Raw genomic sequence first — 18,182 nt, 5'->3', positions numbered from 1 at the left:
GGGGACAGGGTGCTATTTTCTTTATTAAAACCTATTAAGGCTCGTACGGCAGTTATTGCCGTCGCATTATTGTGGGTCATCTTTGCAAACGGAGCTTTTTTTAAACACGTGAGCGACGTGTATCCGTTGGCCGGCGGAAATATTTTCTTCGTTTTATCGCTCGGAATTGTCCTCTTAAGTGTGACAGTGATCGTCTTGACCCTGTTAACCTGGCGGCATACTCTTAAACCTTTATTGATAATGCTTTTGCTGATCACGTCGCAGGTCGCCTATTTCATGGATCTGTACGATGTGGTGATCGATTCGCATATGATCCAGAACCTTTTGGAAACGAACATCAAAGAATCGGCGGATTTGCTGAGTTTCAAACAGGTGATCTATTTTGTCTTGCTGGGGTTTATCCCCTCTGTAATTGTTTACCGGATCAAAATTGCCCGTATGATGTTCAAAGAGACGTTGATCGATAAGGCAAAAGTGATTGCGATTGCATTGAGTATTGCGCTTATCATCATTTTTTCATTCAGTAAGTATTACACCTCTTTTTTCCGAGAGCATAAACCGCTGCGCTATTATGCCAATCCGGCTTATTATCTTTATTCGCTCGGACATTATGCCCAAGAGACGTTTTCGCACCCTTACAGCGGGATTGCACCGATTGCCGAGGATGCGAAAATCCTTCCTGGCGATCAGCCGAGAAAACTGATCGTGCTGGTTGTCGGCGAAGCGGTACGGTGGGATCATTTCGGTTTAAACAACTATGAGCGCGATACGACGCCGATGCTGCGCAAAGAGGATATTATAAACTTTACCCAGTTTACTTCCTGCGGTACGGAAACGGCGGTATCGGTGCCGTGTATGTTTTCCTCGTTCGGACGCGATGGATACGATAAAGAGAAGGCAAAACATACGGAGAATATCTTGGATGTTCTCAAGCGTGCCGGTGTCAATATTCTCTGGCGGGACAATAACTCCGATTCCAAAGGGGTGGCTGACCGGATAACGTATGAAGATTACCAAAGTCCGAAAACGAACACGATCTGCGATGAGGAGTGCCGTGACGAGGGGATGCTTGTCGGTTTGCAGGAGTATATCAACACCCATCCGAAAGGGGATATCCTGATCGTATTGCATCAGATGGGTAATCACGGTCCTGCGTATTATAAACGTTATACCAAAGCATTCGAAAAATACACGCCGGTGTGTAAAACCAATCAGTTGGAGCAGTGTTCAAAAGAGGAGATCACCAACGCGTATGACAATACGATCCTCAATACCGATACGTTTTTAACACAGGTTATCAGTTTCCTTAAAGGGAATGATGAACATTTCGCAACGGGGATGTTTTATCTGAGCGATCACGGCGAATCGTTGGGGGAAAACGGACTTTATCTGCACGGTTTCCCATACGCTATTGCCCCTGAAGCGCAAAAACATGTCCCTGCGGTAATGTGGTTCGGCAAACAGTTTAAAATCGACAAAGCCAAAATGGCCTCTTCCGCCAAAGAGCCTCATTCGCAGGACGAACTCTTTCATACCCTGCTCGGGTATTTAGACGTCAATACGACCGTATACCGACCGGAACTTGATTTACTCCATGCCGGTCACTAAACAGATGTGGATGAGTGCCGCGGCACTCGTCGTTGCCGTCATTTTTTTCGGTGTGAGCGGAACCGATATATGGGTCCAAAACCATTTTTACAATCCTGTAAATCACCAATGGATTCTTGATCGCGAAGATCCAGTCTTGAACTTTATTTTTTATGACGGCATTAAACGGCTGATTATTATCGTCAATGTTTTGGTTCTGATCGCTCTTGTCGTATGGTGGAAAAAACCGTTTTTAGCCCGATATCGCAAGGGACTCATTATCGTTCTCTTATCTTCGATCTTCGTTCCGATTATTGTAGGGAGCTTTAAAGCGACGACCAATATACCGTGCCCGAAGAATCTGGAGATTTACGGCGGTATTTATCCCCATACCTGTGTATGGGAAAAATACCCGAGTACGTTTTGCAACCAAAAGAAAATCAAATGCTGGCCGGCAGGACATGCCAGCGGAGGGTTCGCACTGTTATCGCTTTTTTATCTGTTCCGCAAACGCAGAGCAAAAATTATCGCCCTCAGCGGTGTGATGGTAGTAGGATGGAGTATGGGGACGTATAAAATGCTGATCGGGGATCACTTTTTAAGTCATACCGTCATTACAATGATCATGGCATGGCTGATAATCTCCATTATCGTCGCGCTGCTTAGTCGTTTGGAACGCAGGGGCGTTATCGCTTTTTAAAATCGGCGAGAGTGTAAAATGGTATAATCTCGCAAAAAACGGGCCGAGATTTGAAATTACTATTCCTCCTTTTGCACAGTGTCTGGCTGATTGCCTCGACGCTTCATCTCAGCGCCTCTTCCAACCCCGCACGGCTTAATCCGCTGATCGCAACCGATTCGGCGAGCTCTTCGATTGCCGGATTTATGTTTAATTCTCTGGTGAAATATGACGAGAGCGGCCAGAAAATTATCGGCGATTTGGCAGAGTCGTATCGCTTCATCACTCCGACCCTCATCGAATTCAAACTTCGCCGCGGAGTGAAATGGCATGACGGAAGAGCGTTTAGCGCCGATGACGTTTTGTTCACCTATGAGCTTATCAAATCCCCTAAAACGGTCACACCCTACGCTTCCGATTTCCGGGTCATTAAAAATGTCCGGGTCATAGATGCCTACACCGTACACGTTACGTACGAAAAGCCCTATTTTAAAGCCTTGGAAGTGTGGATGATGGGGATTGTTCCGCGTCATGTATTGGCACATGAGAAAGATATTATGAGCTCGGCGTTTAATACCCGTCCGATCGGAACAGGGCCGTATATTCTCAAGCAGCTGGAATTTTCTAAACAGATCGTGCTGGTGGCGAATCCCAATTATTTCGAGCACAAGCCGAAGATCGAGCGAATAGTATTTCACGTTATCAGCGACCCTATGACGCGGTTTTTGATGCTCAAATCGGGTCAAATTGATGTGGACGCTCTGGAGCCGATGCAGTATGAGCGGCAGTTGGACAAAGGGTTTAAACAAAATTTTGCCACCTTGGAACTTCCTTCGCACAGCTATACCTATCTGGGGTTCAATCTCCGTCTTAAAAAATTTCAAGACCCGCGCGTAAGAGAGGCTCTGTCACTGGCGATAGACCGTCAAAAACTGATCGATATTTTGTTCATGAAACACGGTCATGTTTGTACCGGCCCTTTTTTACCGGGAAGCAAAGGGTTCAATGATACAGTTAAAGCGCCGAAACAAAACCTTGCCCGGGCAAAAGAGTTGCTGAGGGCTGCGGGATATGACGCTGCTCATCCGCTGCAGTTTGAGATTGCCACCTCTAATTCCAATGCGATTCGTCCGTATGCCGCAGAGATTTTGCAGCGGCAATTTCTGGATGTCGGAGTGAAAGTGACGCTTCGGGTGATGGAGTGGCAGGCGTTTTTAAATACGGTCGTCGCACCCAGAAAATTCGATACGGTATTGCTCGGATGGTCGTTGTCGCTGACTCCCGATCCGTATGCCCTATGGCATTCGGACAGTGACGTTCCGGGGGGATTTAATCTGGTCGGATATCATTCAAAAACGACGGACAGATTGATCGAAAAAATGGAAGGGTCAACGGACCCTGAGAAAACTGCTGCTTTTCAGCGTCAAATTTTTGAGCGTATCGTCGGGGACAATCCGTACCTGTTTTTAGTGATTCCGAATGAAATTAACGTCTACAGCCGACGCATTACGGGGATAAAACCGACGATCAACGGAATATGGGAAGATTATATCGATTGGGAGAAAAAATAGTGAAACCGATAATTTTATTTGATCTGGATGGAACGCTGATCGATTCGACTGAAGCGATTTTAGAGAGTTTTCACCACTCTTTGCATACGCACGGAAATAGAACCGATGTCAGCGATACGATGGTTACGTCACAGATCGGACACCCGTTGGAAGTGATGTTTTCGGCGGTCGGGATTGATCCTTCGATGATCGATGCCCATGTCTCGACCTATAAGCTTTTTTATCGCGAAATAGCGCGGCAAAAGACCGTTTTGCTTCCTGATGCGTCGACTGCGATTCGTGAAGCTTCGGCATTTGCCAGATTAGGGATCGTGACAACCAAAACGGGGCTTTATTCGCGGGAGCTGATGGAACATTTTGAGCTGATGGAGTATTTCGAGGTGCTGATCGGACGCGAACATGTTGAAAATCCGAAGCCGCACCCCGAACCGATATGGACGGCTTTAGAGCAAATGAGCGGAAAAAGAGAGACGGCCTGGATGATCGGGGATACCCGTCTTGACATCGAAGCGGCAAAAAGAGCGGGGATCGAATCGGTAGCGGTGAGCTGCGGATACGATAATGAAAAACAATTACTAACATTAACAAATATTATAAAGCCCAATGCCCTTGAAGCGGTGCGTTACATCGCTAAACGGGGATGATTGTAACACATTTCCTATCTATTTCTTTCTGCAAAAAAATGAAAAGCTACATTTAAGAGCAACTTTCATAGAATACACGTATTGATAAAATTCAACTTAAACTTAAGTCAGAGGGAGAATTCATGCTAGAGATTCGATGGCATAGTCGAGCTGGACAAGGTGCCGTAACAGGCGCAAAAGGTCTAGCCGATGTTGTATCCACCACCGGTAAGCATGTACAGGCATTTGCGTTTTACGGTTCAGCTAAACGTGGAGCTGCAATGACGGCGTATAACCGCGTTGATGACAAAGTCATCTTAAACCACGAAAAATATATGAAACCGGATTACGTCTTGGTAATTGACCCTGCCCTTGTTTACGTTGCAGATATTACTGCGAACGAAAAACCGGATACGGTTTATATTATTACGACCCATATGAGTACGGAGGAACTTATCGCTTCACAGCCGAAATTGGCAGGGAAAAAAGTTTACACGGTAGACTGTATCAAAATTTCTCAGGAAACGATCGGAAAAGCGATCCCGAATACTCCGATGTTGGGCGCATTGATGAAAATATCCGGAATGTATGACATGGAGTTTTTTAAAGAAAATATGATTCGTGTACTTAAAAAATTACCTCAAAAAATTATTGATGCCAACATGATCGCGATCCAACGCGCTTATGATGAAGTAAAGTAAGGAGCGCATGATGGAAAAAAAAGGATGGGATGGGTTCGAAATCGGTGCTATGCTTCGGTCATTTGACGGAGAAATACGCGATATCGCAACAACGCTTCCGGAAAATCGCCCTTATTCTGTATCGAACTCGTTTACGGCAAGTGTCGCTGACTGGCGAATCGAGAAGCCTTTGTTCAACAAAGACTACTGCATCGACTGCCAGTTTTGCTGGGTATATTGTCCGGATATGTCGATTATTTCACGCGATAAAAAGATGGTCGGAATCGATTTTGACCATTGTAAAGGGTGTGGGATCTGTGTGCAGGTTTGCCCGACCAACCCAAAATCGTTATTAATGTTCCCTGAACAAAAAGACGAAGAAGCAGCACTTGCCGAATGGCCAAAAAAAGATACCAATAAAGCTCATGCAGAAGAAGCGAAGGAAGACTAATGGCTGATACAATGGAACTACGCGATATCGAGGTTTGGGACGGTAATATGGCGGCAAGCCATGCACTTCGCCAAGTGCAAGTGGATGTTGTTGCCGCTTACCCGATTACTCCCTCAACCCCTATCGTAGAAAATTATGCAGGATTTACGGCAAACGGCTATGTTGATGGCGAGTTTGTTATGACCGAATCTGAACACGGTGCTATGTCATGCTGTATCGGTGCGGCGGCTGCAGGCGGTCGTGTAGCTACAGCTACAAGTTCACAAGGTTTCGCATTGATGGTAGAGACCTTGTACTCTGCATCAGGTATGCGCCTTCCGATCGTTCTAAACGTCGTAAACCGCGCTATCGGTGCACCGTTGAACGTTAACGGCGACCACTCTGATATGTACATGGGACGCGACAGCGGTTGGATTCAGCTTGACTCATACTGCCCGCAAGAGGCGTATGACTTGAATTTCATCGCTTTCAAAGTCTCTGAAGACCATGATGTCCGTTTACCGGCAATGGTTCACCAAGACGGATTTATGACCTCTCACACGGCTCAAGGGGTTCATACCCTTACCGATGAAGCGGCATACAACTTCGTCGGCGAATACAAACCGATGAATGATATGCTCGATCTTGACCATCCGGTAACGCACGGGGTTCAAACGGAAGAAGATTGGCATTTCGAACACAAAGCGCGTCAACAACACGCTTTGATGACGGCAGTATTTCCAAAAATCGAAGCGGCGTTCGCTGAATTTGAAAAATTGACGGGCCGCAAATACAACCTTGTAGAAAAATACAGTATGGACGATGCGGAAGTAGCGGTTGTCTGTATGGGAACTTCGGTTGAAACGGCACGTGAAGTAGCTCTTGAAATGCGCCAAAACGGTATTAAAGCGGGTGTCGTCGGTATCCGCGTTTTCCGTCCGTGGCCATTAGAACAAATCGCGGCTGCATTAAAAGATGTGAAAGCGATTGCCGCATTGGATCGTTCAAGCCCGCACGGTACTGTCGGAGCACTTTTCAATGAGATCTCCGGATCATTGTTCAATACAGACACGAAAGCGGTATTGACAAACTACATCTACGGATTGGGCGGACGTGACTTAACCAAAGCACACTTAGTGAGTATCTTTACAGATCTTAAAGCAAATGCGGATGCGGGCAAACCGACAACCCCAATGCAACAATATATCGGTCTTCGCGGGCCGAAACTCTCTTTTTTCTAAGGAGCCCTTATGTCAGAAATGAAAAAAATTAAAAACCTCAAAGAGTTTTCCACTTCGGCGGATCGCTTTGAAGGGGCTAACCTTCTTTGCCCGGGCTGTGCCCACTCGATTATCGTACGCGAAGTTTTGAACGCTACGAATGACGATTTGATCCTTGCGGCTTCAACCGGATGTTTGGAAGTGTGTACGGCAGTTTATCCGTATACTTCATGGGATGCTTCATGGATCCACATCGGATTTGAAAACGGTTCATCTGCGGTAGCGGGAGCTGAGGCAATGTACAAAGCGCTTAAAACGAAAGGGCGCCTAAAACAGCCGGATCGTACTCCGAAATTCGTTGCATTCGGCGGAGACGGGGCAACTTACGATATCGGATTCCAATGGATTTCTGGATGTTTCGAGCGCGGACATAACATGATGTACGTTTGTTTGGACAACGAAGTCTATGCGAACACGGGCGGACAACGCTCTTCATCGACTCCGATCGGTGCATCGGCTACGACAACTCCTGCGGGACGCGTCAGCTACGGTGAGAAGAAAAACAAAAAAGACATGATGGCTATTATGGCGGCACACGGTGCTCCATACGTTGCGCAAGTCGCTCCGAACAAATGGAAAGACATGGTCGCAAAAATTCAAAAAGGGTTTGCAGCAGAAGGCCCGGTTTATATCAACGCGATGTCAGCGTGTACAACCGAGTGGAAATTTGCTCCTGAAGATACGATTGCCATCTCTGATTTGGCAACCGATTCATTGGTTTTCCCGTTGTATGAAATTATCGACGGAACCAAACTTAATATTACATACCGTCCTAAAAATATTATTCCGGTACGTGATTACCTCGGTGCACAAGGGCGCTTTAAACACCTTTTCACAAAACAATACGAATATTTGATCGACGAGTGGCAAGCTCGTGTCGACGCGAAATGGGATTATCTCCAACGTCGCGAAGAGGCAAGTGTCTAAAGACACGCCTCTTTCACCCCTTTAACTTCTGTTCTTATCTTCTGCATTCCCTTTCATCAATCATTTTGGAACTCTCTTTGCTTCCTAAACCAAAATAACAATTTTGGATAAACCTATGTACCGTATGACCTATAACCATTTAAACACTACCGGCTGTTCTGCGCGCGGGATCGCAAAACGTGAAAGCAAAGAAGAGCTTCTTAAACTTGCGGAGGAGCTGAAAGGGTCGATCTGCAACGTCGAAATACGTCCGATCGAGGGGAGCGTAGAAAAACGGCTTCCGATGGAACTCTTTGTCAATATGAAAGAACTCCGTTGAACCGTTATTTTCTCGTACTGGATGCGGGAACGGGGAGTATCCGTGCCATCATTTTTGACACTATGGGAAACCAAATTTCCATCGCACAATACGAATGGGATCATATCGCCGAAGAGGGTGTTGCGGGATCAATGGGATTTGATTTTATACGCGGCTGGGAACTCGCAAAGAGGTGTATTAAAGAATCGGTCGCAAAAGCGCAAATCAGCCCTTCAGAGATAGTCGCCCTCTCCGCTTCCAGTATGCGGGAGGGAATTGTTGTTTATGATGGCAATAAAAATGAGCTTTGGGGCGTAGCGAATGTCGATGGCCGTGCCGGTGAAGAAGTATCTTACCTGAAAAAAACATTCCCCTCTTTGGAAAAAGAGAGTTATGCCAGTAGTGGGCAAACATTTGCCCTTTCAGCCGCACCGAGGTTGTTGTGGCTGAAGAAAAATCGGCCGTCTCTTTACGAAAAAGCCCATTCCTTTACGATGATCAGTGATTGGTTATTGTTCAAATTGAGCGGGGAATTGGCGTCTGAACCTTCCAATGCAGGTACGGCAGGGGCATTTAGTCTGAAAGATCGACAGTGGGACAAAAGCGAGTTTGAAAAATGCGGGCTCAAGGATATGTTCGTCCCAATCAAAGAGAGCGGAGAAGTTTTAGGGAACGTGAGTACGCAGGCTTCGGATGAGACGGGACTGAGCACAAAAACCCTCGTGGTGATGGGGGGAGGCGACGTTCAGATCGGTACGGCGGGATTGGGTGCTTCAAAGCTCGGCGATGCAGTCGTCCTGGGAGGGAGCTTTTGGCAGCAGGTGGTCAATATCCCATCCGATGCGACACTCTCCGATGCAATGTTGTTGCGGGTCAATCCCCACGTGGTACGCGGGATGTCTCAGGCAGAGGGGATCACCTTTTTTACGGGACTGGTGATGCGCTGGTTTAAAAACACTCTCGGATGCGGAAAAAGCTACAGTGAGCTTGAAGCAATGGCTTCATCCGTACCGCTCGGGTCGTACGGAATTACCCCTGTGTTTAGCGACCGGATGAACTACGGAGAGTGGATACACGCATCCCCATCCTTTATCGGCCTTGGTTTGGATGAGAGCAAATACAACGTTGCCTCCATGTTTCGTGCGTTGGAAGAGAATGCGTGTATTGTCAGCTCGATTAATCTGGAGAACATCAAAGCCTTCAGCGGCGTCTCTCCGACGTCGATTACATTTGCCAGCGGTGCCTCCAACGGAGCGTTGTGGTCTCAGATACTGGCCGATGTTACGGGATTGGAAGTAAAAATACCGGTGGTCAAAGAGGCGACCGCACTGGGTGTGGCTATGGCATGTGGTATCGGTGCCGGAGTGTATAACGGTTTTGACGAAGCGGGAAAAAATATTGTCAAAATGGAACGCTCGTATGAGCCGAATAGGTCGAATCACGCACAATATGGTGAGATCAAAGAGAAATGGTTAAAAGTGTACGCTAAACAAATGGAGTTAGTCCGCGAGGGGATAGTGGAGCCGATGTGGAAGGCTCCGGGAATTTAGAACCCATACGCCTTTTCATCGAGAAGGTCTAACTCTTCGGTATATTTATCGTCGACGAAGGGTTCATAGTGGGACTTGTAGTACGCGTAGTGCTCGGTGTGTTTGTGCTCCTCTAGCGACGCCTCATCAGCCCATGATTCGACGGCGAAAAATTTGCGCGGATTGGTTTGTGATTGGAAGATGTAGTAAAACAGGCATCCCGGCTCTTTGAGTGAGGGTGCTACCATATCCTCCAATAGTTTCTTGACCGTTGCGATATGCTCTTCTTTAGCGATAAAGGTCACTTTTTTCGTAATTTTCATGTCTGATATCCTTGTTTTTGAGTTTATTTTTTTAATTTTGCCTGCTCTAATTCCCAGTATTCCATCTCGAACATCTGAGATAACGAAAGCGATCCCCACCCTCCGAGCTGCTCAGCGCAGAGGATTGCGGTGATCGTGTGTTTGACGATATCGGCGATGATACGGGACTCTTTTTCATCTTTGCCCAGTACGACGATCCCAACTCCTTTGATCACTGCATAGCGGGGGGCGAGATCGAGACAGATATGCACCGAGGAGGCATTGGCATCAAAATAGGCTTTGTAATCCTGTGCAAACTTTGCGATCCCCTCAGCGATATCGTTGTCGATGATGGCGGGAAAAGGTTTGATGCGGATAACGTGTTCAGGGGTGAGTCCCCCTTTTTTGACGAGCACTTCGAGATTAGGAAGGATACTGAAAAGCTGTGCGCGCGGCGAATCAATGAGGAGAGGATAGAGATCGCATCCGCGCAGTTTCGCTGCTTCCATACCTACCGCAATGGCAATAGCCGGGTCTCCTTTCCCCTCACAGTCGCCGCAGGCGAGGGTAACATGTTCTGAAAGGTATGTTTCGGCAACGGTGACGATGTCGATCATCTTCTCGTAGGCGCGCGCAGCATCGTTGTCAAACGTAAAGACGCCGTGATGCATCAGAATCATCCCTGATAGGGTGTTCCAGTCGATGTTGCGGGTGATTGCATAGATATGTTTCGCCAACTCAAAACCGGGCATTACGTAATCGATAATGAGCATATTTTCGCCATAAAGCTTTTGAACCAACATTTTACCCTCAGGGGTATTGGTAAGGGTGACGACCGCGTCGGCATGGGTGTGATCGACAAAATCAAAAGGGATAATGGCGTGGAGGATCGCTTCGATGGAGGGATTGGGAAAGCTTTGGTCCTGCATGGCGGCACGCTGTTCGGCGACCATCTGCGTATCGCTGAGGCTTTCTCTCGTTGCCATCTCCAGAAGTACATCCAGATTTACAGGAGAAAATCCCGGTTTTTCGATCGTATCGAGGTTCCAGCCGGACCCTTTGACGTAGAGGATGTTATCGATTTTCACCGAAGTATTGCCCCCGCCGTGGAGCACCAGCTCTTTGCTTTGACCCAAAAGCTGAGAGGTGTAAACACGCATCGCAAGAGGGTCGTTTTGAAATCGGGCGGCGGTGCAAGAGTCAAAGAGGCTTGTCATAATGTTAGTTCCTTCTATTAATGGCCAAATTATAGCGATGAGAGGATGAAATATGCTAATATTGCTTCAATTAAAGACAAATTATTAAGGATAACCATGCCGTTACTTGACAGTTTTTGCGTTGACCACACTATTATGCCGGCTCCGGCTGTTCGCAAAGCGAAGGGGATGAAAACCCCAAAGGGAGATGATATTACCGTTTTCGATTTACGCTTTGTCAAACCGAATGAAAAAACGCTCTCTCCAGAGGGGATCCATACGCTGGAGCATCTGTTCGCAGGGTTTATGCGCGATCATCTCAACTCAGATTCTACCGAAATTATCGATATCTCTCCGATGGGATGCCGTACGGGATTTTACATGAGTGTTATTGGAACGCCGAGTGAAGAGGTCGTTGCCGATGCATGGGAAGCGTCGATGAAAGACATTCTCGAAGTGAAGTCTCAAAACGATATCCCTGAGCTCAACATCTACCAATGCGGTACCTATAAAATGCACTCACTCGAAGATGCAAAAGCGATTGCGACCGAAGTGCTCCGCAAAGATATCGATATCATGGATAATGAAGCGTTAGCGCTTGATTTGACGAAGGTAGAGAAATAATGCTGCTTCTGTTGCCGATGAACGGAGATGATACCCAGGAGTCAGAGCTCACGGGAATACTGACCGCAACACATTGGGCAACCGTCGAAGTCGAAGAGGGGAAGGTCGTCGAGATCAATTTCTACACCGACCGAACCCAAATCGATGGTTGGCTCGATGTGGTTATCGTCACGAACAACTATGAGCCGGTGATGGAGTTTATCGATAACCAGATGATGGTGCTGGTAGCTCATACACAGCGTAACATTGACGATATCGTCGAAGCCTATTTATTTAGGGAACTCCACGACCTCTCATTGTGATTTTAACGCCATCGGAATACATCCCTTGGCTACGTAAACACTGGGTTTCCCTCAGCGGGAAGCTCGCGCACATAAGTGCTTGAAAATCCACTAAAAGTGAATTTTATGACTTCTTTTTGCGATCTTTTTCAAACCTCGCCTCAGATGAAAATTCTGGTGGCGACTTCTCATTCTGATACCCTTACCGAAGAAATATGTACCTATTTAGAGCCTTTTAATGCGACGGTTGATCTTTCCCTCTATCCGGGTGAACATACCGAATACTCCTCCGCCGTGATCGGCAAGTGCGATTTCATAAAAGATTTTAACTCCCCCATCCGTTCGGCTACCCGCGATTATGAGACGATCATCCTGCAAGACGTTTTGCACCTTCATTCTTTCCCTCTGAAACTGTTACAGCTTGTCTACCGATCACTCGAAAACTCCGCAGAGGTAATCATTGTTCAACAATGCGGAGCGATGGAGACATCGGAGATTGAGGCTTTGTTGGAAAAAGCGGAGTTTCGTGCGGCGAATACGATCAGCGATTTGATAGAGGGGTACGATGTGATCGTGGCAAAAAAGATGCATATGTGGGGTAATGGACTATGAAAGAGTGGGTACAAAGCGAAGACGGCAGTTATACGGCATATTCTAGCGAGTATGACGAACATTACCACTCAACCAAAGACGGCGCCCTCAACGAATCGCTGAAAAAACATATCGAACCCGCTTTTGCACTCCATTGTAAAAAAGATCATTTGAAGATGATCGATATCTGTTTCGGTTTGGGGTTCAATACCCTCCTGAGCCTCTATTGGCGCGATACCTATTACCCCGATATAACCTTAGAGATATACTCCCCCGAACTCGACGGTGCACTCGTCGCCTCTCTCGTCAATTTTCCCTATCCCGACATCTTTGAGCCGTACCGAAACGCTATCACCGATATAGCGACACTGGGCGGATATGAGGATGAGCGGACGCAGATCACGGTCGATATCATGGATGCACGCGTCGCGATGCGGGAACTGGAGGGGGAGTGGGACATCTGCTATCAGGATGCGTTCAGCCCCTCGGTCAACCCTACCCTCTGGACACGGGAATATTTTGCCGATATCGCGCGGCTGATGGGAGAGGATGGAATAGTGACGACCTATTCGACGGCGCTCGCTACGCGGCTGGCTCTGTATGAAAACGGATTGAACGTCTATCTGAATACGGGCGAGGGGTATCGCAATGCGACGATCGCTTCAAAACGGGAATTGGTAGCGTACGAGAAGGTCGATATGGCGCATAAGATCGCTTGCAATCCCGATGCCAAAAGCCTCAGCGACGAAAGTCTGGATATTTGAGCCGATAGTGTTCGATGAGGTGGCGCAGGCGGTTTTCATTGAAGCGCCAAAAGTGTTTGTGATCGAACTCGTGGTGTTCGCACATCAGTTGATAGAGTGATTCCTCATCCAGATGTTCATGCGCATTGTTGCACTCGACCATAATCCGCTCCAGCTGTTCGACCGATTCGGGGGTGGTATCATCATCGCTAAGCCGTTTCATCGGCATAAAGGCGTAGAGTTTCCATACCGATAGTCCAAGACCTGCGACAAAAGAGCCGAACATAATCCATTCAAGGGGCTTCATGGCTAGTAGAGTGAACTGATATGGTCGATATCATTCCAAGTGAGATCTTTTTTAGCCGATGAGGTGAGAATATGGCGCATATAGCGGGCGAATACGTCGGTTTCGATATTGACCCGCGTCCCTTTTTTGTAGGTGCCGAACAGCGTTTCGCGCATCGTGATGGGGATGATAGTGAGGCGGAACGCTTCCCCCATAACCTCATTGACGGTGAGACTGATCCCGTCAATCGTGATGGAACCTTTTGGGGGGATGAGGGGGATAAACTCCGAATCGACATCGACGATGACATCATAGCTGTTGCCGTTATCGGTGATGGAACGGATGGTACCGATCGTGTCGATGTGCCCTTGAACGATGTGCCCTTCAAACCGATCCCCCATCATCATGGCAGGTTCGATATGGACTTTTCCGCTCAGCTTTTCGGTTGCGATATGCGTCAGGGTTTCAGGGGAGAGTTCGACGGAAAAGCCGTCACTCTCGATGCTGACGACCGAGAGGCAGGTTCCGTTGATGGCGATGGAGTCACCGAGTTTCGGTTTATGAGCGGCTTTGAGGGATAGGCGGTTTCCGCCGAAACTTTTGACACTTGCCATTTCACGAATCAAACCTGTAAACATGGTGTTCCTTTTTTTCTCCCATATCCGGAAGATATGGGTAGCTTTAGGGGGTTGTAGGGACAATATGTCCCTGCCACTTTATGGGCTTTGCCCAGAAAGTGTGTAACATCAATCAAAAGACTATTTTACCCTCTTCTTGCAAAGAACGGATAATGCTTTTCGCTTTTTCGTGGCCGTTGTACGCCGCTTTTCGGCACCACTCCAGCGCGGTGTCATGGTCGGCTTCGCATCCGAGCCCCTGATCGTACATCAATCCCAGATTGTATTGAGCCTCGGCGAGGTTGGCATTGGCGGCGCGGGAAAAACAGATAAACGCTTTGGCGTGGTCTTGCACAACACCGTGCCCCTCTTTAAAAAGGACGCCGAGATTGTTGAATGCGTTGGCATTTCCCCGTTTGGCCGCTTCTTCGTACCAGAATGCCGCTTCGGAGAAATTTTGGACACATCCCAGACCCCGTTCCAATGCCAGAGCCACCTCGAACTGTGCTTGGGGAAATTCGAGTACGGCAGCACGTAGAAGAAGCTCGTAGGATTTGAATTGATCGTGCGGTACGACAACACCGTCGGCGTACATCAGCGCGAGATTATAAAGTGCGGCCGGTTCATTCAACTCGGCGGCTTGGGTATAGAGATGAAAAGAGCGCTCCAATGAACTCTCAATCCCCAGCCCTTTTTGGTGCATATATCCCAAAGAGGAGAGGGCGATCGGGTTGTTTTGAAGGGCGAGCGTCTCAAAAAGCTCTATCGCTTCTTCATAGCGTCCGGCATTAAAAGCATCAAATGCATTTTGCAACATAATCGGTAACCTCGGGTTTTTTTCGGCTGATTATAGCGAGGCGCTCTTAACGGCGCACTTTTCTACTTTCGCGCTGTTTTTCTTTAAGCTTGCTCACAACGTCTTTGAGTTCCTCTTTCTTTTTGAGGAGCTCTTCACGGATAAGGTACTCATCTCCGCCGTCGACTTCAGGGTCGTATTCGAGAGGTTCGGGGCTGTAATTTTTCAGCATCTCTTCCAATGTTAGGGCTTTGTCGTTATTCATGGCAATCACTCGTCATTAAAAGTTTTGCTTAATTGTAAAGCATTTTTCCTTTGTATTTTTATAGGTTTCAACATCAGAAGCTATAATTGCATTAATAATCTATGTAAAGAAGTAATAATGACATATGACGTAATCGTTGTCGGCGGTGGTCACGCCGGAATCGAAGCCGCACTCGCCTCTGCACGTATGGGACAAAATACCCTGCTGATCTCAATTTTGGCAGAGCAGGTAGGAGCGACGAGCTGTAACCCTGCCGTCGGAGGACTTGCAAAGGGGCATCTGGTACGGGAACTCGATGCTCTGGGCGGAGAGATGGGACTGCTGACCGATGAAGCGGGTATCCAGTTTCGCATCCTCAATATCACGAAAGGGCCCGCTGTCCGCGGAAGCCGCGCGCAGATCGACATGGACCGCTACCGTGTGATCGCCCGCAACAAAATCCTTACCACCCCGAACATGTCTCTGATCCAAGAGACAGTCAATGCCCTCATTATCGAAGAGGGGGTAGTCGTCGGAGTCCGTACCCATCTGCTGAACGAATACCGCGCCAAGAAGGTGATTTTGACGACGGGGACATTTCTCAACGGGGTCGTTCATATCGGAGAGATCACTCAGGAGGCGGGACGTTTCGGCGAATTCCCGGCCAAAGGGCTCACCGATTCGCTCCGCGAGGCGGGGCTGAACGTTGGACGGCTGAAGACCGGAACCTGCCCGCGCGTCGACAGCTCTTCGATCGATTTTAGTGTTATGGAGATCCAAGACGGCGATGAGTTGCCTAACCCGTTCAGTTTCCGCACCGACCGTGCCGAATTTGCCCGTACGAAAAAACAGCTTCCCTGCTATATCGCCTATACCAATGAAGAGACCCACAGCCTGATCGAGGGGAACTTTCACCGTGCACCTCTTTTTACCGGACAGATCGAGGGGGTAGGGCCGCGCTATTGCCCGAGTATCGAGGACAAGATCAACCGATTCCGCGACAAAGAGCGTCACCATCTCTTTATCGAACCGCAGACAGCGGAGAATACCGAGTGCTATATTAACGGGATGTCCACCTCCCTTCCGCCCGACGTTCAGCGTGCCATGATCCACTCGGTGCACGGTATGGAGAACGCTAAAATCGTCCGTTACGGCTATGCGATCGAGTACGACTATGTCGATCCGACCGAGCTGAAACACACGCTGGAGACGAAAAAGGTCAAAAACCTCTATTGCGCCGGTCAGCTTAACGGAACGACGGGATACGAAGAAGCGGCAGCGCAGGGGATGATGGCGGGGATCAATGCCGCACTCTCACTGCAGGGGAAAGAACCCCTCATCTTGCGCCGTGACGAAGCTTACATCGGGGTATTGATCGACGATTTGGTGACCAAAGGGACGAAAGAGCCGTACCGTATGTTCACCTCACGCGCTGAGTACCGTCTTCTTCTCCGCGAAGAGACGGCCGATCTGCGATTAGGAAAATACGGTCATGCGCTGGGTCTTATCGATGATGCACAGATGGAGCGGATCGAGACCAAACGGAGCCAAATTACGGAAGGACTGAAGCTTCTCGAAGAGACCGTCTATACCCCGAATAAAGAGTTTTTGGCATTTTTGGCCTCCATCGACGAGGAGCACATCACGGACAAACTCACGGGGATTCAGCTTGTTTCGCGCAAAAGTTTTGAGTTGGATAAGTTGGTGAAGCTGATCCCGAGTTTCGCAGAGCTTGACCCCTATATCCAAGAGCAGATTTTGATCGAAGCCAAATACGCCCGTTATGTCGAGAAACAAAGCGATGACATCGAGCGGATGAACAAAATGCTCCATATCGCAATTCCAGAAGGATTCGATTTCCGTTCTGTTTCGGGCTTATCGAACGAGATCGTCGATAAGCTCTACAAGTTCAATCCACCGACATTGCAGGCGGCATCTCAGATCAGCGGGATAACCCCTGCCGCTCTCGATATTCTTCATATCTACATCAAAATGGCTGGAAAAGGTAAATAATGCGCTATTTTTATTACGTCCATACGGGGCATCGTATCGGACTCGATCGGTTTCACCGTGCTGTCGCCATTGTCAACGAACTCCAAAAAGAGATCGATATCACATTGTTGTGTTCTGATTTTCGGATCGCTGCGGAAGCCAAAGAGTACGGCATAAAACGCTCCGTCGGAGTCGATCTGGTCCGAAATATCCCCCAAATCGCACATCACGGCGATAAAATGATTTTTGATTCAGCCGAGATCAATCCGACCCTTTTGACCGATATGACGCAGTTTTTTTCATCCTTTATCCGTATCACCGACGACCCATCCGATACCCGGCACGAAAAAGAGTTTTTGATATCGCCGTATTTGGAAGGGGAAAATATCTGCAACGCAGTCGTTATCGATGCGCGTTATTTTGAGCCGCTTCCTAAAACCATACCTCTGGCCCTTTTTTTCGGTGATGACGATTATGAAAAAGATTTGGAAAAACATCAGGAGATGTTTAAACCTCTCAACATGGAACTGTTGATGGGCTTCTACCATTTTCTCGGGTATGAAAACTCTCTTAAAGAGAGTTTCAGCACAATATATGAATGTGAATTATATGATAAAGTTATACAAAGAAGCGAAATCTTGGTCAGCGCGTCTCCTCAAGCGGTCTTAGAAAATCTCGCCGGAGGAGGGAAACCCGTGTTTCTTCAACGCCCCGATTACACCAAAGATTTTGCCCCTTTGTTTGAATTGCTGAATGTCCCTATTATCGATGGATACGCTCAAGAACAGCTTATGCAAGGGATAAAAGAGGCTTCATCACAAACCTATCACGAAATTAAAAACAGTAACACTAAAGTAATCGAATTCATAAGAAAAACTTTCGATTTATAGAAACTTAAACCTTTTT

Annotated in this window: 22 protein-coding genes; 16 read left to right on the top strand and 6 right to left on the bottom strand. The window is 47.8% G+C overall.

Going from position 1 to position 18,182, the window contains the following annotated elements; all coding sequences use genetic code 11:
- Window positions 1-9 precede the first annotated feature (9 nt).
- The 10 genes from SULKU_RS11760 to lsrK all read left to right on the top strand — a co-directional run bounded on the left by SULKU_RS11760 (window position 10) and on the right by lsrK (window position 9,625).
- Complete coding sequence (locus SULKU_RS11760) at window positions 10-1,608, top strand: phosphoethanolamine transferase (protein WP_013461193.1); 1,599 nt, start codon at window positions 10-12, stop codon at window positions 1,606-1,608.
- Window positions 1,595-2,287 carry a phosphatase PAP2 family protein gene (locus tag SULKU_RS11755; protein WP_013461192.1) on the top strand — a complete coding sequence of 231 codons (693 nt, stop codon included), beginning with the start codon at window positions 1,595-1,597 and terminating at the stop codon, window positions 2,285-2,287. The genes SULKU_RS11760 and SULKU_RS11755 overlap by 14 nt, the downstream gene beginning before the upstream one ends.
- A gap of 50 nt (window positions 2,288-2,337) precedes the next feature.
- The gene (locus SULKU_RS11750) at window positions 2,338-3,837 is read left to right on the top strand and encodes a peptide-binding protein (RefSeq protein ID WP_013461191.1); all 1,500 of its coding nucleotides are present in this window, start codon (window positions 2,338-2,340) and stop codon (window positions 3,835-3,837) included.
- Window positions 3,837-4,481, top strand: a complete 645-nt coding sequence (locus SULKU_RS11745) for an HAD family hydrolase (protein ID WP_013461190.1) — start codon at window positions 3,837-3,839, stop codon at window positions 4,479-4,481. Before SULKU_RS11750 ends, SULKU_RS11745 begins: the two co-directional genes overlap by 1 nt.
- Before the next feature lie 122 nt (window positions 4,482-4,603).
- Window positions 4,604-5,161: a pyruvate flavodoxin oxidoreductase subunit gamma gene (locus SULKU_RS11740; RefSeq protein ID WP_013461189.1), complete on the top strand. Its 558-nt coding sequence runs from the start codon at window positions 4,604-4,606 to the stop codon at window positions 5,159-5,161.
- Window positions 5,162-5,171: 10 nt separating this feature from the next.
- A complete protein-coding gene (locus SULKU_RS11735) occupies window positions 5,172-5,591 on the top strand; it encodes a 4Fe-4S dicluster-binding protein (RefSeq protein WP_013461188.1) in 420 nt (139 codons plus the stop codon).
- Entirely contained in the window at window positions 5,591-6,811 is a 1,221-nt protein-coding gene (locus SULKU_RS11730; RefSeq protein WP_013461187.1) for a 2-oxoacid:ferredoxin oxidoreductase subunit alpha, read from the top strand. Before SULKU_RS11735 ends, SULKU_RS11730 begins: the two co-directional genes overlap by 1 nt.
- A 9-nt stretch (window positions 6,812-6,820) precedes the next feature.
- Window positions 6,821-7,777: a thiamine pyrophosphate-dependent enzyme gene (locus SULKU_RS11725; protein ID WP_013461186.1), complete on the top strand. Its 957-nt coding sequence runs from the start codon at window positions 6,821-6,823 to the stop codon at window positions 7,775-7,777.
- 103 nt (window positions 7,778-7,880) lie between these two features.
- The gene (locus SULKU_RS11720; protein WP_151174310.1) at window positions 7,881-8,096 is read left to right on the top strand and encodes a hypothetical protein; all 216 of its coding nucleotides are present in this window, start codon (window positions 7,881-7,883) and stop codon (window positions 8,094-8,096) included.
- On the top strand, window positions 8,093-9,625 hold the full coding sequence (gene lsrK / locus SULKU_RS11715) for an autoinducer-2 kinase (RefSeq protein ID WP_013461184.1): 1,533 nt from the start codon (window positions 8,093-8,095) through the stop codon (window positions 9,623-9,625). Before SULKU_RS11720 ends, lsrK begins: the two co-directional genes overlap by 4 nt.
- Here lsrK and SULKU_RS11710 read toward each other — a convergent pair.
- Together SULKU_RS11710 and SULKU_RS11705 are read right to left on the bottom strand one after the other, a co-directional pair.
- Window positions 9,622-9,927 (bottom strand): putative quinol monooxygenase, encoded by a 306-nt coding sequence (locus SULKU_RS11710; RefSeq protein ID WP_013461183.1) that lies wholly within the window; start codon window positions 9,925-9,927, stop codon window positions 9,622-9,624. The two genes, lsrK and SULKU_RS11710, sit on opposite strands and share 4 nt — an antisense overlap.
- Before the next feature lie 23 nt (window positions 9,928-9,950).
- On the bottom strand, window positions 9,951-11,123 hold the full coding sequence (locus SULKU_RS11705; RefSeq protein ID WP_013461182.1) for a class II aldolase/adducin family protein: 1,173 nt from the start codon (window positions 11,121-11,123) through the stop codon (window positions 9,951-9,953).
- Window positions 11,124-11,219: 96 nt separating this feature from the next.
- On the opposite strand from SULKU_RS11705, the gene luxS reads away from it, so the two are divergent.
- The 4 genes from luxS to SULKU_RS11685 all read left to right on the top strand — a co-directional run bounded on the left by luxS (window position 11,220) and on the right by SULKU_RS11685 (window position 13,362).
- The gene (gene luxS / locus SULKU_RS11700) at window positions 11,220-11,726 is read left to right on the top strand and encodes an S-ribosylhomocysteine lyase (protein WP_013461181.1); all 507 of its coding nucleotides are present in this window, start codon (window positions 11,220-11,222) and stop codon (window positions 11,724-11,726) included.
- Window positions 11,726-12,028, top strand: a complete 303-nt coding sequence (locus SULKU_RS11695; RefSeq protein WP_013461180.1) for a hypothetical protein — start codon at window positions 11,726-11,728, stop codon at window positions 12,026-12,028. The genes luxS and SULKU_RS11695 overlap by 1 nt, the downstream gene beginning before the upstream one ends.
- A gap of 105 nt (window positions 12,029-12,133) precedes the next feature.
- Window positions 12,134-12,619, top strand: a complete 486-nt coding sequence (locus SULKU_RS14590) for a hypothetical protein (RefSeq protein WP_049766983.1) — start codon at window positions 12,134-12,136, stop codon at window positions 12,617-12,619.
- Window positions 12,616-13,362 (top strand): tRNA (5-methylaminomethyl-2-thiouridine)(34)-methyltransferase MnmD, encoded by a 747-nt coding sequence (locus SULKU_RS11685; RefSeq protein WP_013461178.1) that lies wholly within the window; start codon window positions 12,616-12,618, stop codon window positions 13,360-13,362. Before SULKU_RS14590 ends, SULKU_RS11685 begins: the two co-directional genes overlap by 4 nt.
- Here SULKU_RS11685 and SULKU_RS11680 read toward each other — a convergent pair.
- The 4 genes from SULKU_RS11680 to SULKU_RS11665 form a co-directional block, all read right to left on the bottom strand.
- Complete coding sequence (locus tag SULKU_RS11680) at window positions 13,337-13,648, bottom strand: hypothetical protein (RefSeq protein WP_013461177.1); 312 nt, start codon at window positions 13,646-13,648, stop codon at window positions 13,337-13,339. The genes SULKU_RS11685 and SULKU_RS11680 overlap by 26 nt on opposite strands.
- A 2-nt stretch (window positions 13,649-13,650) precedes the next feature.
- Complete coding sequence (locus tag SULKU_RS11675) at window positions 13,651-14,265, bottom strand: riboflavin synthase (RefSeq protein WP_013461176.1); 615 nt, start codon at window positions 14,263-14,265, stop codon at window positions 13,651-13,653.
- A 112-nt stretch (window positions 14,266-14,377) separates the two neighbouring features.
- Complete coding sequence (locus tag SULKU_RS11670) at window positions 14,378-15,061, bottom strand: tetratricopeptide repeat protein (RefSeq protein ID WP_013461175.1); 684 nt, start codon at window positions 15,059-15,061, stop codon at window positions 14,378-14,380.
- Window positions 15,062-15,107: 46 nt separating this feature from the next.
- Window positions 15,108-15,305 (bottom strand): hypothetical protein, encoded by a 198-nt coding sequence (locus SULKU_RS11665; RefSeq protein ID WP_013461174.1) that lies wholly within the window; start codon window positions 15,303-15,305, stop codon window positions 15,108-15,110.
- A gap of 117 nt (window positions 15,306-15,422) precedes the next feature.
- On the opposite strand from SULKU_RS11665, the gene mnmG reads away from it, so the two are divergent.
- Both mnmG and SULKU_RS11655 read left to right on the top strand, forming a co-directional pair.
- Window positions 15,423-17,297, top strand: coding sequence for a tRNA uridine-5-carboxymethylaminomethyl(34) synthesis enzyme MnmG (mnmG, locus tag SULKU_RS11660; protein ID WP_013461173.1), 1,875 nt, complete (start codon window positions 15,423-15,425; stop codon window positions 17,295-17,297).
- Window positions 17,297-18,166, top strand: coding sequence for a hypothetical protein (locus SULKU_RS11655; RefSeq protein ID WP_013461172.1), 870 nt, complete (start codon window positions 17,297-17,299; stop codon window positions 18,164-18,166). Before mnmG ends, SULKU_RS11655 begins: the two co-directional genes overlap by 1 nt.
- Window positions 18,167-18,182: the final 16 nt, after the last annotated feature.

The sequence above is a fragment of the Sulfuricurvum kujiense DSM 16994 genome, from assembly GCF_000183725.1.
GTDB lineage: Bacteria > Campylobacterota > Campylobacteria > Campylobacterales > Sulfurimonadaceae > Sulfuricurvum > Sulfuricurvum kujiense.
This window is presented reverse-complemented; position numbering and strand designations above follow the sequence as displayed.

Bases quoted from the DNA above. Each gene is read 5' to 3' on its own strand.
- SULKU_RS11755 (WP_013461192.1), top strand. From the start codon at position 1,595: ATGCCGGTCACTAAACAGATGTGGATGAGTGCCGCGGCACTCGTCGTT.
- SULKU_RS11740 (WP_013461189.1), top strand. From the start codon at position 4,604: ATGCTAGAGATTCGATGGCATAGTCGAGCTGGACAAGGTGCCGTAACA.
- SULKU_RS11735 (WP_013461188.1), top strand. From the start codon at position 5,172: ATGGAAAAAAAAGGATGGGATGGGTTCGAAATCGGTGCTATGCTTCGG.
- SULKU_RS11730 (WP_013461187.1), top strand. From the start codon at position 5,591: ATGGCTGATACAATGGAACTACGCGATATCGAGGTTTGGGACGGTAAT.
- SULKU_RS11725 (WP_013461186.1), top strand. From the start codon at position 6,821: ATGTCAGAAATGAAAAAAATTAAAAACCTCAAAGAGTTTTCCACTTCG.
- SULKU_RS11710 (WP_013461183.1), bottom strand. From the start codon at position 9,927: ATGAAAATTACGAAAAAAGTGACCTTTATCGCTAAAGAAGAGCATATC.
- SULKU_RS11705 (WP_013461182.1), bottom strand. From the start codon at position 11,123: ATGACAAGCCTCTTTGACTCTTGCACCGCCGCCCGATTTCAAAACGAC.
- luxS (WP_013461181.1), top strand. From the start codon at position 11,220: ATGCCGTTACTTGACAGTTTTTGCGTTGACCACACTATTATGCCGGCT.
- SULKU_RS11695 (WP_013461180.1), top strand. From the start codon at position 11,726: ATGCTGCTTCTGTTGCCGATGAACGGAGATGATACCCAGGAGTCAGAG.
- SULKU_RS14590 (WP_049766983.1), top strand. From the start codon at position 12,134: ATGACTTCTTTTTGCGATCTTTTTCAAACCTCGCCTCAGATGAAAATT.
- SULKU_RS11685 (WP_013461178.1), top strand. From the start codon at position 12,616: ATGAAAGAGTGGGTACAAAGCGAAGACGGCAGTTATACGGCATATTCT.
- SULKU_RS11680 (WP_013461177.1), bottom strand. From the start codon at position 13,648: ATGAAGCCCCTTGAATGGATTATGTTCGGCTCTTTTGTCGCAGGTCTT.
- SULKU_RS11675 (WP_013461176.1), bottom strand. From the start codon at position 14,265: ATGTTTACAGGTTTGATTCGTGAAATGGCAAGTGTCAAAAGTTTCGGC.
- SULKU_RS11670 (WP_013461175.1), bottom strand. From the start codon at position 15,061: ATGTTGCAAAATGCATTTGATGCTTTTAATGCCGGACGCTATGAAGAA.
- SULKU_RS11665 (WP_013461174.1), bottom strand. From the start codon at position 15,305: ATGAATAACGACAAAGCCCTAACATTGGAAGAGATGCTGAAAAATTAC.
- mnmG (WP_013461173.1), top strand. From the start codon at position 15,423: ATGACATATGACGTAATCGTTGTCGGCGGTGGTCACGCCGGAATCGAA.
- SULKU_RS11655 (WP_013461172.1), top strand. From the start codon at position 17,297: ATGCGCTATTTTTATTACGTCCATACGGGGCATCGTATCGGACTCGAT.